Origin of the sequence: Peteryoungia ipomoeae (assembly GCF_004912165.1) — a bacterium.
Taxonomy (GTDB): Bacteria; Pseudomonadota; Alphaproteobacteria; order Rhizobiales; family Rhizobiaceae; genus Allorhizobium; species Allorhizobium ipomoeae.
Map to the genome: position 1 here is coordinate 480,010 of NZ_STGV01000002.1, position 15,864 is coordinate 495,873.

Here is a 15,864-nt window from a genome sequence, read left to right on the forward strand (position 1 = left end):
AAAAGCCCGTTGATCTGATTAGATTTTCGGCGTCTGGCGCCGAAGGATCCGGCTTGCTGTGAATCTTTACCAGATGAAAAAAATCTGGTGAATTTTTGTACCAGCCATGCAAGGATGCAAGCCAGCCAGGACCTCCGGAAAGGAGGCGGCGGTTCCGCAGACATGTCTTCTCGTTTCGAGGAGGCTTGCGGGAGGACCCAGCAAGATCAATAGCAACAACAGGGCTGCATCATGAAGAAATCCCTCCTCAGTCTCTTTGCCTTGGCCGCGATGTCGGCGACCGCGCTTGCGGCCGACGTGAAGCCGGCGCTGGTTTATGGCACAGGCGGCAAGTTCGACAAGTCGTTCAACGAGGCGGCCTATGGTGGCGCCGAACAGTTCAAGGCGGAGACCGGTATCGAATACCGTGACTTCGAGCCCACCAGCGACACTCAGGGTGAACAGGCAATCCGTAACTTCGCCTCGCGCGGCTTCAACCCCGTTGTTGCAATCTCGTTTGCCTGGTCGTCGGCTGTCGAAAAGGTTGCGGAAGAATTTCCGGACACCCAGTTCGTCATCGTCGATTCCGTTGTCGAGAAGCCGAATGTTCGCTCCGTGGTTTATAAGGAGCATGAAGGCTCCTATCTGGTCGGCATGCTTGCCGGTCTCGCCTCCAAGAGCGGCAAGGTTGGCTTCGTCGGCGGCATGGACATTCCGCTGATCCGCAAGTTCGCCTGCGGCTACGAGCAGGGTGCCCGCGCAGCCAAGGCTGATATCGAAGTGTTCCAGAACATGACCGGCACGACGGGTGCAGCCTGGAACGACCCTGTCCGGGGTGGCGAACTCACCAAGAACCAGATCGACCAGGGTGCGGATGTTGTTTACGCGGCAGCGGGTGCAACCGGCCTCGGCGTACTGCAAACGGCAGCCGACAACGGCAAGTTCTCCATCGGCGTCGACTCCAACCAGAACCACCTGCATCCGGGTTCGGTTCTCACCTCGATGGTGAAGCGCGTTGATCTTGCAGTCTACAACGCTTTTGCAGACTCCAAGAACGACAAGTTCACACCTGGCCTACAGACGCTTGGCGTTGCCGAAGATGGCGTGGCATATGCGCTGGACGACAATAATGCCAAGCTGATCAACGACGACATGAAGGCCGCTGTTGAAAAGGCAAAAGCTGACATTATCGCCGGCACCGTCAAGGTGCACGACTATATGTCGGACAACTCCTGCCCGAAGTGATTTGAAATCCGGGCGCAGGATGGCAGTCTTGTCGTCCTGCGCCTTTTTTATGTCTTGAGGGACCGGAATGAACCCAGCGAGCCAGGCACCCGCGATCGAACTGATCGGCATCGACAAGAAGTTCGGTGCAGTGCACGCCAACAAGAATATCAACCTGACGGTCGCCAAAGGCTCGATCCATGGCATCATCGGGGAAAACGGCGCCGGCAAATCGACGCTGATGTCGATCCTCTACGGCTTCTATCAGGCCGACCAGGGATCCATTGAGATTGGCGGCCAGCCGATTGCTATCAAGGATAGCCAGACTGCCATCAATGCCGGCATCGGCATGGTGCACCAGCACTTCATGCTGGTTGAGAACTTCTCCGTGCTGGAAAACCTGATGCTCGGCGCCGAAGGCGGCACCCTGCTCGGCAAGGGAACGGATGCCGCACGCACGGCGCTGAAGAAACTCGAAGACGACTACGAACTGGACATCGATCCCGATGCGATCATCGAGGAACTGCCCGTCGGACTGCAACAGCGCGTCGAAATCCTGAAAGCTCTCTATCGCGGCGCCGAGATACTTATCCTCGATGAGCCAACCGGCGTGCTGACGCCGGCGGAAGCCGATCACCTTTTCAAGATCCTCGGCGTGCTGCGCGATGAAGGCAAAACGGTTATCCTGATTACTCACAAGCTGCGCGAAATCATGGCCATCACCGACACAGTCTCGGTCATGCGTCGCGGCGAAATCGTTGCAACCCGCAAGACAGCCGAGACCACGGTGGAAGAACTCGCCGAACTGATGGTCGGGCGCCGTGTTCTCCTGCACGTGGAAAAGAAGCCCGCCAATCCGGGCGAGGTATTTTTGTCCGTCCGCAATCTGACCGTCAAGGACAACAGAGGCGTCGTCATGGTCGATAACGTCTCGTTCGACGTTCGCGCTGGCGAGATCGTCGGGATAGCCGGGGTCGCCGGAAACGGCCAGAGCGAGCTGCTTGAGGCGATTACCGGAATTCGAAAACCCGCGTCAGGCGAAATCTGGATTGGGGGCAGGAATGTCGCCGGTCTCGACCCGGCGGAACTGCGTGGCATCGGCGTTGCCCATATTCCCGAGGACCGACACCACATGGGTCTTGTTCTGCCCTTTGAGGAGAGCCAGAACGCAATTCTGGGCTATCACCGCGACGAGCGCTACGGTCGCAGCCCATTTCTCGATCCCGAACTCATCCGCAAGGGGGCGGAGGCACAGATTGAGAAGTATGATATCCGGCCGCCGAACCCGCGGCTCAAGACGGCCAATTTTTCCGGCGGCAACCAACAGAAGATCGTCGTTGCGCGCGAAATCGAACGCGACCCGAAGCTCCTGGTCGTTGGGCAGCCGACACGCGGTGTGGACATCGGGGCGATCGAATTCATTCACAAGCGGATCGTAGAAACGCGCGATGCCGGCAAGGCCGTGCTGCTCGTCTCCGTCGAACTCGACGAGATCCGTTCGCTCTCCGACCGCATTCTGGTGATGTTCGCCGGCAAGGTCGTCGGCGAAAAGACGCCTGATACGGGCGAACAGACACTCGGCCTGATGATGGCCGGCATTGCTGCTTGAGGATTTGATGAGCACCGCATCCGTACCCCTGCCCAATTGGATCAATTACGCGCTGCTGCCGCTGATTAACCTCACGCTTGCCTTTCTCGTTTCCGGCCTCGTTATCTGGATCATCGGCGAAAGCCCCTGGGATGCGCTGAAGCTGATGCTTGAGGGCGCTCTGGGGAGCGGCGAGGGCATTGGCTTCACCCTGTTTTATGCCACCAACTTCATTTTCACCGGCCTTTCTGTCGCTGTCGCGTACCATGCCGGCCTGTTCAACATCGGCTCGGAAGGTCAGGCCTATGTTGGCGGGCTGGGGGCCGCACTCGCAGCCCTGGCATTGGACCACTACCTGCCCTGGTATTTAACCATGCCCTTTGCGATCTTGGCTGCGGCTATTTTCGGCGCGGCATGGGCTTTCATTCCCGCCTGGCTGCAGGCCAAGCGTGGCAGCCACATCGTTATCACCACCATCATGTTCAATTTCATCGGCGCAGCGCTGATGGTCTATCTGCTGGTCAACGTGTTGATCGTGCCTGGCAAGATGGCGCCTGAAACCCGCACCTTTCTCGAGGGTGGGCAATTGCCCAAGCTCGACTGGCTCATTGCGCTGTTTGGCGGCAAGCTTGGTCCCGCCCCCTTCAACGTCTCCTTCATCATCGCACTCGTCATGTGTGTGCTTGTCTGGGTGCTGATCTGGCGGACCAGGCTCGGTTATGAAATGCGCACGCTCGGCATCAGCCGCTCGGCTGCCGCTTATGCCGGGATTCCCTATGTAAAAATCGTAATGATCACCATGCTGATCTCCGGTGGACTCGCCGGCATGATGGCTCTCAATCCGGTCCTTGGTGCCTCGGCCCGCCTGCAGGTGGAATTTGTGGCGGGCGCCGGCTTCGTCGGCATCGCGGTCTCGCTGATGGGGCGCAATCATCCGCTTGGCATCGTACTGGCCGCCATCCTCTTCGGGATTCTCTACCAGGGCGGCGCCTGGCTATCCTTCGACATGCCGAACATAACCCGCGAAATGATCGTCGTGATCCAGGGTCTGGTGATCCTGTTTGCGGGCGCACTCGAATTCATGTGCCGGCCGATGGTCGTGCGCATCTACCAGACACTGACGAAGGCCTGAGGACGAGATCATGGATTCATTCGACATGCTGATCAGCATCCTGGGCTCGACCATCCGTCTGTCGATCCCGCTGATTCTGGCGGCCCTTGCCGGCCTCTATTCCGAACGCGCCGGCGTGTTCGATATCGGCCTTGAGGGTAAGATGCTGGCAGCCGCCTTTGCTTCCGCTTGCGTCGCCTATTTGACGGGCTCTGCCTGGCTCGGGCTTTTCTCCGGCATCGGCGTCTCTCTGGTGTTTTCGTTGATCCATGGCTTTGCCTCGATCACCAATCGCGGCAACCAGATCATCTCGGGCGTGGCGCTCAACTTCGTCGCGGCAGGCCTGACCGTGGTGCTGGGCCAGGCCTGGTTCGGTCAGGGCGGGCGAACGCCGCAGGTATCGGGCGATGGGCGTTTTGCACCGATCATACTGCCAGGCGTCGATGCGATCCGCGACGTTCCCTTCATTGGGCCGCTCTATGCGAATGTCATCTCAGGCAACAACTTGCTGACCTACATGGCCTTCCTCGCCGTGCCGATCTCCTGGTGGGTGCTTTACCGCACGCGTTTCGGCCTGAGATTGCGCGCCGTGGGCGAGAACCCAGGTGCGGTCGATACCGCCGGCATTTCAGTGACATTCCTGCGCTACCGCGCCGTGCTTGTTGCAGGGCTGCTCTGCGGCATCGCCGGCACCTATCTTGCGATCGCGCAATCTGCGGCCTTTATCAAGGACATGTCGGCCGGCAAAGGCTTTATCGCGCTTGCTGCCCTCATCTTCGCAAAGTGGAAGCCCGTGCCTGTCATGTTCGCCTGCCTGCTGTTCGGCTTCCTCGATGCGCTTGCCAACTTCATGCAGGGCAAGGCCATCCCCGGCATCGGCGAGATCCCGGTGCAGATCTTCCAGGCTTTGCCCTATATCCTGACCTGCATCCTGCTTGCAGGCTTCATCGGTGCCGCCAACCCGCCCAAGGCCGGTGGTGTCGCCTATACCAAGGAGCGTTGATCTATGGCGCATGATCTCTTCGAGGCAGCGCGCGGCGCTATGGCCTTTGCGCATGCCCCCTACTCCAAGTTCCCGGTCGGTGCCGCCATCCGCGCCGACGACGGGCGGATCTATACCGGCGCGAACATCGAGAACCTGTCCTTTCCCCAGGGGTGGTGTGCAGAGCCGACAGCCATCGGCTGCATGATCATGGGCGGCGGCAAAAGGATTGTCGAAATGGCGGTGATCGCTGAAAAGCTGGCACTCTGCCCGCCCTGTGGCGGCTGCCGTCAGAAGATCTCGGAATTCGCTTCGGCCGACACGAAGATCTATCTCTGCGACGAAGTGGGCGTGCAAAAGACCATGACCATGGACGAACTCCTGCCGCTCAGCTTCAAAACGGATGTCATCGGATGAAGGCCGCGGTTGACCTTCTTGTTGAACGGCTGAACGGATTGATGCCGCGCTATGGCATCGTTCTCGGCTCGGGTCTCGGATCTTTGGTCGAGGAGGTGCGAGATGCAATCCGCATTCCTTATTCTGAGTTGCCCGGCTTTCCGGTCAGCGGCGTTTCGGGCCACGCAGGGGAATTGGTCGCCGGTTATCTTGGCCGGACGGCGGTGATCATGCTGGCGGGTCGTATGCACTATTATGAGCACGGCGACCCCAATGCGATGCGCAAGCCTATCGAGGTCCTGATGGGCCTTGGCGTCAAGTCCCTCATCCTGACCAATGCTGCGGGCTCCTTGCGCGAGGATATGCCACCCGGCAGCGTCATGCAGATCACCGACCACATCAACTTTTCCGGTAAAAACCCTCTCATCGGCGAGGACAGCGACGGACGATTTGTCGGGATGACATCTGCCTATGATGCCGGCCTGTCTGCCGCGATGCAGGGTGCCGCGCTTGCAGAAGGCGTTCCGCTGGCAAGCGGCGTCTATATGTGGTTTTCGGGGCCGAGTTTCGAGACGCCGGCGGAAATCCGCATGGCCCGCATCCTTGGCGCGGACGCTGTTGGCATGTCCACGGTACCGGAGGTCATTCTCGCCCGCTTCTTTGGCCTAAGGGTTGCCGCAGCGTCGGTAATCACCAATTATGGGGCCGGAATGACAAGCGGCGAACTCAGCCATCAGGAAACAAAGGACATGGCGCCTATTGGCGGCGAACGTCTTGCGGCCATCCTCAAGCGGATGATCGGCGGAGGAGATACCATTGGATAATCAAGAAGCCCGGACGATTGCGACAAAGGCTCTTTCACTTCTCGATCTGACAAACCTCAAGGACGACTGCACTCCGGAGCAGATCGTTACCCTTTGCCAAAGGGCGCAGACGCCGTTTGGCCCTACCGCTGCGGTTTGTATTTGGCCACGCTTTGTCATGCAGGCGCGTGACCTTCTTGTGCATGCAAGCCCGATCCGGATCGCGACTGTGGTCAATTTCCCGTCCGGCGAGATGACGATTGAGGATGTGCTCGCGGAAACGCGTGATGCAGTTGCCGACGGTGCGGATGATATCGATCTGGTCATCCCCTACCGCGCGCTGGCTGCAGGTGACGAACAGGCTGTGACGGACATGGTCACAGCGGTCAAGGCGGCCTGCGGTCCGGCAATCCTGAAGACCATTCTCGAAACGGGCGAGCTCAAGGACAAGGCACTCATCCGCCGGGCCGCCGATCTATCGATCGCCGCCGGTGCCGATTTTATCAAGACGTCCACCGGCAAAGTCTCGTTGAATGCGACGCTTGAGGCTGCCGACATCATGCTGCAGTCGATCCGGGACAGCCGGAAGAAGGTTGGCTTCAAGCCAGCCGGCGGTATATCTTCCGTTGCAGATGCCGGTCTTTATTTGAGACTTGCCGATACCATCATGGGCGAAGACTGGGTCATGCCACCCACTTTCCGTTTCGGCGCGTCGGGCCTTCTGGACGACATTCTCGCCGTGCTTTCAGGCGAGGATCCGGTCGCTACCGCATCAGGATATTGAGGAAATGCTGCCACAGGAGATCATCCGGCGGAAACGCGACGGCGGCCACTTAGCCGAGACAGAAATCCGCGCCTTCATCGAAGGCCTTTCGGCGGAAACGATCTCCGAGGGCCAGGTTGCAGCCTTTGCCATGGCGGTGTTTTTTCAGGGCATGTCTGCGGATGAGATCGTGGCCCTGACCCTTGCCATGCGCGATTCTGGCGATGTGCTCTCCTGGCATGGGGTTGGAAAGCCGATTGCTGACAAACATTCGACCGGTGGCGTGGGTGACAATGTCTCGCTGATGCTGGCTCCGATTGTCGCAGCTTGCGGCCTTGCCGTCCCCATGATTTCAGGTCGTGGGCTCGGGCATACCGGCGGCACGCTCGACAAGCTGCAGTCCATCCCCGGATACAACGTCATGCCCGACAATGCGACATTCCGGCAGACGGTCGACAGTTCAGGCTGCGCTATCATCGGTCAGACCGGCGACCTCGCCCCTGCCGACAAACGGCTTTACGCAATCCGTGATGTGACCGCGACTGTCGAATCCATTCCACTGATTACGGCCTCCATCCTGTCGAAAAAGCTCGCGGCGGGTCTTCAAAGTCTGGTTCTGGACGTGAAGGTCGGCAATGGCGCGTTTATGGCGCGGGCAGAGGACGCAGAGTCTCTTGCGCGCTCTCTGGTTCGAGTTGCTAATGGCGCCGGGGTCAAGACCACAGCTCTCTTGACCGACATGAACCAACCGCTGGCCGACTGTGCTGGAAACTCCATCGAAGTGCAGAACGCCGTCGACTTCCTGAAAGGCGAGAAGACAGGCACACGCCTTGAGGAGGTGACGCTGGCACTGGCGGCCGAGATGCTGGTTAGTGCAGGTGTCGAGAGCGAGCTTTCCATGGCGATGGAAGCCGCGACACAGGTGCTTGCAGCCGGTCGTGCAGCCGAAATCTTCGGGCGCATGGTAAAAGACCTGGGCGGGCCAGCCGACTTTGTAGAGAAGTCAAAAACCTACCTGCCGCAGGCCTCGTGGACCATTCCCATTCTGGCGGAAGCAGACGGCTATCTCAGCGGCTGCGACACACGTGGCCTTGGCCTTTGCGTGGTAGGACTCGGTGGCGGGCGGACAAAGCCGAGTGACGCAATCGACCACAGCGTTGGCCTTTCGGGCTTTGTGCCTCTTGGAACGAAGCTTGGGCGTGGTGATCCGATTGCCTTCGTGCATGCAAATGACGAGACAAGTGCGAAGGCGGCGGCAAAAACGGTGCAAGCCTGCTACACGATCGCGCCTGATGCGCCATCGCTCCCGGCAACGATCGGGCTGCGCATTGGGGCTGACTGACTTCCGCTTACTGAACAAGCCGGAGAGAGCGCTTGTCGGCGGTATATGACTTAAGCTTGCTCAGAAAGCTCATCCCCACAAGGGTCGAGGATAGTGCTGCGTCCTCAAGGACGAAGGCATCGACATCCCGCACGCGAACGCTACCGATTTCCACCCGCTCGAGCACGACATGAGCCGCCTTGATGCGGCCATTTGCGGTTTCAGCGCTGTGCTTGAAGTCCAGGCTGGAGGGTGGGAAGCCGAGACGCCGGGCTGTTGAGACATTTATGGCGATGAGCGAGGCTCCGGTGTCGACCATGGCGTCCACCGCCTTGCCATTCATTCGGAAGGTTCCGTTGTAATGGCCGTTCTTACCCATGGCGAGCACTGTCTGCCCACCCGCCGACGCTGACGCCAGCTGGCCCCTTTCATCCACGCCGACATCGCCTTTGTCCAGCATGTCGTGGACACGCGTCGCCAGGGTCGGCCACTGGGTGGCTGACAGTGTCAGCAAGAGAACAGTGAACAGGGTCCGTGCGAACATCGGCGCTCCGCTAGCTAAGGTCTCGCTCACGCTTTCATCTGAGCATCACCAATTGACTAACGCGCGCAGCAATAAGGCTCGAAACCTGAGTTTCGAGCCTCCAAAGCTTGCGATCTGGTTAAGGAATCACTTCGTGCCGTACATGCGGTCGCCCGCGTCGCCGAGACCGGGCATGATATAGCCCTTCTCGTTGAGATGGCTGTCAATCGAAGCCGTGAAAATCGGCACGTCAGGATGAGCTTCCTGAAAATTCCTGATACCTTCGGGGGCTGCCAGAAGGCAAAGGAAGCGAATGTTCTTTGCGCCGCGTTCCTTCAGTTTTTCGATCGCAGCGATCGATGAATTGCCGGTGGCAAGCATGGGATCAACGACGATGATCAGCCGCTCGGCAAGCGCTTCAGGTGCCTTGAAATAGTATTCGACTGCCTGCAGTGTTTCATGATCTCGGTAGACGCCGACATGTGCGACGCGGGCAGCCGGCACCAGTTCCAGCATGCCTTCCAGCAGACCGTTGCCGGCGCGCAGGATCGACGCGAACACCAGCTTCTTTCCCTCCAGGATTGGAGACTGCATCTCCGTCAGGGGCGTTTCGATGGTTTCCATCGTCAGTTCAAGATCGCGCGTAACCTCATAGCAGAGCAGCGTCGAGATCTCTCGGAGAAGACGACGGAAACTCGAAGTCGACGTCTCCTTCCGGCGCATGATCGTGAGCTTGTGCTGCACGAGGGGATGATCGATGACTGTTACGCCGTCCATGGGCACACCTTCTTTTCTTCTTGTCTTCGGGTTCCGCTATTTTCACGTTCTCTAAGTCGCTCGCAAGGGTGATGGTGACTTTGAGCGATATCTTCAACAGGCCCCGTCAAAGTTGCGCCAAGAGCCCGGCTCGAGTTTCCTCATCAACGAAAGCCGCCTCCAGAGCGGTTCTCGTCATTGCGTCGACCTCGGCATCCGAAAAGCCGAACACCGTGGAGGCAAGGTGATACTCGCGCTCCAGCGAGGTATCGAAGAAAGGTGGGTCATCGGAGTTGATGCAGACGCGAACGCCAGCATCAAAAAGCTGGCGCAGTGGATGGCTTTCGAAGTCGGGATAGACGGACAGCGCGATGTTTGAGCCAGGGCAGACTTCCAGCACAGTCCCGAGGTCGACGAGTCGACGAACGAGATCCGCATCCTCAATCGCGCGCACTCCATGTCCGATACGGCTGGGGCGCACGAGATCAAGCGCATCCGCGACCGAAAAAGCGCCGCAGACTTCGCCGGCATGGATGGTGAGCCCGAGGCCCGCTTCCCGGGCAATATCGAAGGCGCGTGCGTAGTCGGCAACGCGGCCCATACGCTCTTCGCCAGCCATGTTGAAGCCGGTGACCAAAGGATTGCCACTGCGCGCGGCATATTCAGCTGCGGCAATGACGCTATCGGCACCGAAATGCCGCTCACCGGTGACGATGATCCGCGCTTCGATCCCGGTTTTTTCCTTTGCAGAGCGGATGCCGTCCGAGATGCCGGCAATGTAGCCATCTGCCCCAAGGCCAATCCGGTCACCGTGATCGGGCGAAACGATGAGCTCGCTATAGATCGTGCCGACGCTGGCCAGTTCCAACAAATAGCTCTCGGTCAAAAGCGCATAGTCCTCCTCCGTCCGGAAGAGGGCGGCAACCTTGTCGTAGACGGCGATAAATTCGGCGAAATCGCGCCAGGCATATCGGCCGTCAGCCATGAAGCTTGCAGGGTCGACCCCGTACCGTGCCGCTTGCGCCAGAGCGAGCGCCGGTGGCGCGGCCCCCTCGATATGGCAATGCAATTCGACCTTCTTGAAATCCGTCTTCACAGAAAGCTCCGTCCGTGACGGCCCGGCGCAATGCCGAGATGGGCCGCTATTGTTTCGCCGATATCGGCATAGGTGTTGCGAACCCCGATATTCCGAGACCGAATTCCGGGGCCAAAGCACATGATGGGCACTCTCTCACGGGTGTGGTCGGTACCCCGCCAGGTTGGATCACAGCCGTGGTCTGCCGTCATCAACACCAGATCTCCTGGCCGCATCTTGCGATGAACCTCTGGCAGCCTGCGGTCAAAGGCCTCCAGGGCCGCGGCATAGCCCGCCACATCGCGGCGGTGACCGTAGAGCATGTCGAAATCGACAAAATTGGTAAAGACGAGATCTCCATCTTCCGCTTCATCGATGGCTTTCAAGGTCGCATCCATAAGCGCCATGTTGCCGTTGGCCTTAACGATACGGCTGATGCCTTGATGTGCGAAGATATCTGCGATCTTTCCCACCGCATGAACCTTGCTGCCTGCGTCAACCAGGCGATCAAGAAGTGTCGGCTCCGGCGGCAGGACCGAATAGTCGCGGCGATTGCCCGTGCGCTCGAAGGTCTGGGCTGTCTCGCCTACAAAGGGCCTGGCGATGACACGACCGATATTTAGCGGATCGAGCAGTTTGCGGACTGTCTCGCAAAGCGCCAGCAAACGCTCCAGGCCGAAGTGCCTCTCATGCGCAGCGATCTGAAAGACAGAATCGGTGGAGGTGTAGCAGATAGGCTTGCCAGTCTGGATGTGCTCCTCGCCAAAGCGGAGGAGGACGTCGGTGCCGGAAGCGTGGCAATTGCCGAGGATGCCGGGCAGGTCCGCCTCGCGGCAGATTGCCTCGACAAGATCAGCTGGAAACGCCTCATCACCTTGAGCGAAGTGTCCCCAGTCGAACATGACGGGCGTTGCAGCGATCTCCCAGTGGCCGGACGGGGTATCCTTGCCCTTGGAAACCTCGCTTGCGGCACCATGCAGCCCGAAGACCCGCTCGGGCACTGGCATCCCGGGAGGCCGCGATCCCGTTGCAAGCTGGGCTGCCTCCAGCAGACCAAGTGCAGACATGTTGGGAAGAAAGAGGGGGCCGCGTCGAAGGCCTTTGCGGTCGCCAGCGCCAGCGGCGCAAAACTCGGCAATGTGGCCAAGCGTGTTGGAGCCGTCATCACCATAGGAGGAGGCATCGGGTGCCCCTCCTATGCCAAAGGAGTCAAGAACAAACAGAAATGCGCGTGCCATCTACCCTGGACCCCAAGCCACCGAGATAGTGGCGAAAGTCCTGATCTTTAGCGCCTGGAGATGGGCTTTGCAAACCTAAGGGTCAGCAGTCCGTACAAACAATATCCCTGCTGAGACGCTGCCGGAAGAAGAACTCACGCCCCATCGTGAGGGTTTTGGTCGAACTTCCGGATAGGCCAGGCAGCCACATAAGCAGCTCGTGCGTTACACTCAGTTCGGTACGCACGAGGAAGACATCCGGAGTACGGAACTCAGACGGCACAATCGGCGTGGTGCCTGCTGTGTAAGGCACGCCTCCGACAGATGACCAAGACCAGACAACGGTTGCCTCTTTTTTGTCATTTACCTTGATGCCCGTAACCTTGATGGCAAGGTTCTTGGACGGGTAAGGGACAAACATTGCCTTGGAAACGTCCGTCGACGTGGCGAGGAACTCCTTGTTCAGTTTTTCTTCGCGGGAAATGAGATCCCCGATCGTACTGCCAGCCATCGACACTTTTTTGGAAATGCTCAGACCGACAGTCAACTCGAACGCCATCAGATAGACAACAAGCAGCATCGGCGCGATCAGCGCAAATTCCACCGCCCCAACGCCGTCGGTATTTGTGTAGATTTTACCGAGCAGACGACGGGCCGACCGTTTTGCTGACGGTCCGTGTCGACGCTCCGAGGACTCCTTGAAATACTTGAGAACCCAGGTCACTAATATTTCTCGCTCTTAAATGTGGTCGTCGCAACAATCAGGAAATCTGTCGGCATTGAGCCATTTGGCCGTATGTTTGTGATATAGGGCCGGACTAGATCTGTTATGACTTGCCATCGGTAATATGCGCGCAGAACATTGATGGATTCAGGGCCACCGGGAGCGTATTTCATACTGCCCGTGTCAATGTCCGCAAAAGCGTCCGACGACGTCCTTGGAATACTGGTAGGCACCTGCCCAAACGACGCAAAACTGCGGGCATCAATGATCAACTTGCTATTCTTGGAAGTAAGCTCGGCGGACGAGCATTTTATTATGATGCTTATTTCATCGCAGAAAAGCTGGCGGAACTGGGCCTCGGTCTTGTAGTTGGGGTGCCCCAATGTGCCGCTGATTTGCCCGGTGCGGAGTTGCCGCCCAAGCGTATTGACGGCATTGGTTACGAGTTGCTCTGCGGCAAAGGCAACAAATGTCTCTAAAATTGCAAAGATAATAATAAAATAGGGAACCGAGAGGATCGCGAATTCTATCGCCGCCGCACCATCTGTCGATCGAGAGAAACGGCGCCAAGAACGTTTTAAATTACGCTCTGGCAAACGCGTGCTCTTCGGTCCATTCGCCACGCTGCTCATACTTAAAACCCTAAACGACACTGTCCGTGAGGTTAGGCGTCAAGTATTGATTTTCCGTTTCTCTGATATTTACATTTTTCTATGTGTCCGAAACTGAGGCTGTGATCGTTTCAGGGATTTGCACCGCCCTGGGTATGCTGTTCGCAATTGGGCGTACAGGAGAGCACGGTCCGCGCTGTCGATTTGAACATCCTGACGGTGCTGGATTCGTCAATGGATACGATGATCCGCTCATCCAGAAGGGCATTACCATCTGCATCGAGAAGCACGATATTCGTCGAGCCATAGGAGCGCCCGGTCAGTACAATCGTCTTGGCGTCAGCAACCGTGGCATCGGCCACTTCGGAATTGCCGATGATAACCTTGCTCACAGGACGGTCCAGTTTCAAGATACGGGCGCTGTTCATATAGACACGCAGGATATCACTGTCCTGAGCACGCACTGCATTTGCAAGCAAAGCGAACATGGTGGCCAAGGCAGTCACAGCAGACACGACCATTGTACGACGATAATTTACAGACATCTTGGAATCCGCGCGTATGAGAGGCTTTGCAGCCAAGATGGCGGGTTTAGGTGAATGAAGACTTAATTGGCGCACGGTGAGAATTTTGATCCCTGAGACACCAGATCCGCCGGCAAAGATATTTTGAAGCTTCCGGACCGGCACAGCTCCCCGCATTTGTATCGTTTCGCTCCACAGTCAGGAGTGAGGGCTTCCCTTCGGAGAGTTGGCGGGTACATATGGGCAACCCGTTCAGGCCAGGAAGCGAACCTGCAGCCCGGAAGGTTGATCGGAATCTCCCTTTCTTTTCAACGGAAAAGTCTTGGATTCCATGCTTTTTCGCAAAGCTTCGTTTACCAACTCAACGCGGAATCTGGCTTCAGATATCGGTAACCGTTTTTCTTAAGTCGATAGCAATAGGCTGGCGGTTAGCTTGCAGTCATCCGAGCAACGGGAACAGTTGCCGGCAGTGCTGAACAACCACGCGAGTAGGAGAATACCATGACCAAGATTTTTGCACGTTTCGTTAAGGACGAGTCTGGCGCAACCGCTATCGAATACGGCCTGATCGCCGCCCTCATCTCTGTTGCCCTGATCGCTGGCGCAACGACCCTCGGCGGCGCTCTGAACAACCAGTTCAAAAACGTGTCCACACACCTCAACGCAGCTGCCAAGAGCTGATGTGACCGGCTTGTGTCGCCGAGTGGACACCATGCGTCAATAAAACCGCCCGAAAGGGCGGTTTTTTTTGGCAAAGCAGACAATCGTTCGTATTTTCGAAATGACTGCATGCCACTTTGATTGATCAATTCGAGGGTCACTTCATGTCCACAGCAGTTTTACTGGTATTACCAATAGCGTTGGTTTTGGCTGCGCTTACCGACTTCCTGGAGATGAAGATCCCAAACGCGATTCCGGTTTTGATGATCGTCAGTTTCCTCTTTGCTGCCCCCTTCACTGGATTGTCCCTCGCAGAATTCGGCTGGAATCTCGCCGCGGCGGCAATAGTCTTCTTCGCCTGTTTCGCCCTCTTCGCCATCAATGTTATGGGCGGCGGCGATGCCAAACTCCTGACTGCCACTGCGCTATGGTTCGGTTTCAATCATGCACTTTTTGAGTTTCTTGTAGTTACGGCTTTCTTTGGCGGCATTCTGACAATCTTCATCATTTTGCTGCGCGCCAACTGGGAGAAGTTTGCTATCATCGGGGTTCCATTGCCCAGGGCCCTGATGTCTGCAAACAAAGTGCCCTATGGCATCGCCATCGGAGCGGCAGGCCTTATGACATATCCGCAAGCACCAATCGTTGTTGCCGCAATCAAGGGCCTTGGCGCCTGAGCGCCCAATAAACCCTCCATTAACCACAATTGTAAGCAGTGCATTAACTATAAGTATACCAATTCCTGATCAATCTGGGCGACAGAATTCACTGCGTCGCCCGAGGATTGATCATGCAACCCGCCCGCCTCATTATACTTGCAGTCGCCATTGTGGCCGCCGGAACGGCTGGTTTCCTTGCAATGCGTCTCAGCGGCAGTTCTGCAGTCGTCCAGGAAGCGACGGTTGAACACGAACCCACTGTCGATGTTCTGGTAACGGCGAAGAACCTGCCGGTTGGATCACGGCTTGATGAAAGTTCGATGCGGTGGATGGCGTGGCCGCAATCGAGTATTGTTGACGGCTTCATCACCGCCTCTGTCCGACCCGATGCCGTGACCGAACTCTCGGGCTCGGTCGTGCGCTTGCCGCTCTTCGAGGGCGAGCCGCTTCGCCGCGAAAAGATTGCAGACTCCTCTTCACGCATTCTCTCCGCGCTATTGCCATCGGGCAAGCGGGCTGTCGCAACGGAGATTTCCGTCGCCACGGGTGCCGGCGGCTTTATCTTGCCGAATGACCGTGTCGACGTGATCATGGTCCGCAAGGGTGATACGGACGCTTTCCTCACGGAAACGGTATTGTCGAACGTCCGTGTTCTCGCCATTGACCAGCAGATCGAGGAAGCGCCTGATGGCTCCCGTGCGGTGGTTGGCACCACGGCGACGCTGGAACTCACGCCGGATCAGACCAAGGTGATCAGTGTTGCCCAGCAGATGGCCGACAGGCTGTCCCTTGCCCTGCGTTCGATCGCCGACGCCCAGGAAGAAGATACAACGGCGGCGGACTACCTTCTGAGTGGTGGCGACGGCCAACCGACTATTCAAGTGATTAAATCAGGCTCGGTGGTCAATTCTTCGGCCACCAGCAGCAGCAGCAGCGCGCAGTGAGTGG

18 protein-coding genes are annotated in these 15,864 nt (G+C 57.8%); 11 read left to right on the forward strand and 7 right to left on the reverse strand.

All coding sequences use genetic code 11. The annotated features are described in order from the left end of the window. Positions 1–231: 231 nt before the first annotated feature. From FAA97_RS08795 to deoA, 8 genes are all read left to right on the forward strand, one after another. Positions 232–1,224: a BMP family lipoprotein gene (locus tag FAA97_RS08795; RefSeq protein ID WP_136598150.1), complete on the forward strand. Its 993-nt coding sequence runs from the start codon at positions 232–234 to the stop codon at positions 1,222–1,224. A gap of 67 nt (positions 1,225–1,291) precedes the next feature. Continuing rightward, entirely contained in the window at positions 1,292–2,812 is a 1,521-nt protein-coding gene (locus FAA97_RS08800; protein ID WP_136598151.1) for an ABC transporter ATP-binding protein, read from the forward strand. Between the two features lie 7 nt (positions 2,813–2,819). Continuing rightward, positions 2,820–3,923, forward strand: coding sequence for an ABC transporter permease (locus FAA97_RS08805; RefSeq protein ID WP_136598152.1), 1,104 nt, complete (start codon positions 2,820–2,822; stop codon positions 3,921–3,923). A 10-nt stretch (positions 3,924–3,933) separates the two neighbouring features. After that, positions 3,934–4,905, forward strand: coding sequence for an ABC transporter permease (locus tag FAA97_RS08810; protein WP_136598153.1), 972 nt, complete (start codon positions 3,934–3,936; stop codon positions 4,903–4,905). A 3-nt stretch (positions 4,906–4,908) separates the two neighbouring features. Next, positions 4,909–5,301, forward strand: coding sequence for a cytidine deaminase (locus FAA97_RS08815; RefSeq protein WP_136598154.1), 393 nt, complete (start codon positions 4,909–4,911; stop codon positions 5,299–5,301). Continuing rightward, positions 5,298–6,104: a purine-nucleoside phosphorylase gene (locus FAA97_RS08820; RefSeq protein WP_136598155.1), complete on the forward strand. Its 807-nt coding sequence runs from the start codon at positions 5,298–5,300 to the stop codon at positions 6,102–6,104. Before FAA97_RS08815 ends, FAA97_RS08820 begins: the two co-directional genes overlap by 4 nt. Further along, positions 6,097–6,867, forward strand: coding sequence for a deoxyribose-phosphate aldolase (deoC, locus tag FAA97_RS08825; RefSeq protein ID WP_136598156.1), 771 nt, complete (start codon positions 6,097–6,099; stop codon positions 6,865–6,867). The genes FAA97_RS08820 and deoC overlap by 8 nt, the downstream gene beginning before the upstream one ends. A 4-nt stretch (positions 6,868–6,871) precedes the next feature. Further along, a complete protein-coding gene (deoA, locus tag FAA97_RS08830) occupies positions 6,872–8,188 on the forward strand; it encodes a thymidine phosphorylase (RefSeq protein WP_136598157.1) in 1,317 nt (438 codons plus the stop codon). A 7-nt stretch (positions 8,189–8,195) separates the two neighbouring features. On the opposite strand, the gene FAA97_RS08835 is transcribed toward deoA, so the two are convergent. The 7 genes from FAA97_RS08835 to FAA97_RS08865 all read right to left on the reverse strand — a co-directional run bounded on the left by FAA97_RS08835 (position 8,196) and on the right by FAA97_RS08865 (position 13,561). Continuing rightward, complete coding sequence (locus FAA97_RS08835; RefSeq protein ID WP_136598158.1) at positions 8,196–8,711, reverse strand: TIGR02281 family clan AA aspartic protease; 516 nt, start codon at positions 8,709–8,711, stop codon at positions 8,196–8,198. Between the two features lie 126 nt (positions 8,712–8,837). After that, positions 8,838–9,467, reverse strand: a complete 630-nt coding sequence (gene upp, locus FAA97_RS08840; protein ID WP_136598159.1) for a uracil phosphoribosyltransferase — start codon at positions 9,465–9,467, stop codon at positions 8,838–8,840. Positions 9,468–9,573: 106 nt separating this feature from the next. Next, positions 9,574–10,542, reverse strand: a complete 969-nt coding sequence (locus tag FAA97_RS08845; protein ID WP_136598160.1) for an adenosine deaminase — start codon at positions 10,540–10,542, stop codon at positions 9,574–9,576. Next, a complete protein-coding gene (locus FAA97_RS08850; protein ID WP_136598161.1) occupies positions 10,539–11,759 on the reverse strand; it encodes a phosphopentomutase in 1,221 nt (406 codons plus the stop codon). Before FAA97_RS08850 ends, FAA97_RS08845 begins: the two co-directional genes overlap by 4 nt. 82 nt (positions 11,760–11,841) lie before the next feature. Further along, on the reverse strand, positions 11,842–12,462 hold the full coding sequence (locus FAA97_RS08855; protein WP_246041376.1) for a TadE/TadG family type IV pilus assembly protein: 621 nt from the start codon (positions 12,460–12,462) through the stop codon (positions 11,842–11,844). Beyond that, positions 12,462–13,094 carry a TadE/TadG family type IV pilus assembly protein gene (locus FAA97_RS08860; RefSeq protein WP_136598162.1) on the reverse strand — a complete coding sequence of 211 codons (633 nt, stop codon included), beginning with the start codon at positions 13,092–13,094 and terminating at the stop codon, positions 12,462–12,464. The genes FAA97_RS08855 and FAA97_RS08860 overlap by 1 nt, the downstream gene beginning before the upstream one ends. A 110-nt stretch (positions 13,095–13,204) precedes the next feature. Next, entirely contained in the window at positions 13,205–13,561 is a 357-nt protein-coding gene (locus FAA97_RS08865) for a pilus assembly protein N-terminal domain-containing protein (RefSeq protein ID WP_246041396.1), read from the reverse strand. Between the two features lie 537 nt (positions 13,562–14,098). Here FAA97_RS08865 and FAA97_RS08870 point away from each other — a divergent pair. From FAA97_RS08870 to cpaB, 3 genes are all read left to right on the forward strand, one after another. Further along, positions 14,099–14,278, forward strand: a complete 180-nt coding sequence (locus FAA97_RS08870; protein WP_136598164.1) for a Flp family type IVb pilin — start codon at positions 14,099–14,101, stop codon at positions 14,276–14,278. A gap of 143 nt (positions 14,279–14,421) precedes the next feature. Further along, positions 14,422–14,934, forward strand: a complete 513-nt coding sequence (locus FAA97_RS08875; protein ID WP_136598165.1) for an A24 family peptidase — start codon at positions 14,422–14,424, stop codon at positions 14,932–14,934. A 113-nt stretch (positions 14,935–15,047) separates the two neighbouring features. Beyond that, positions 15,048–15,860, forward strand: a complete 813-nt coding sequence (cpaB, locus tag FAA97_RS08880; protein WP_136598166.1) for a Flp pilus assembly protein CpaB — start codon at positions 15,048–15,050, stop codon at positions 15,858–15,860. Positions 15,861–15,864 lie beyond the last annotated feature (4 nt).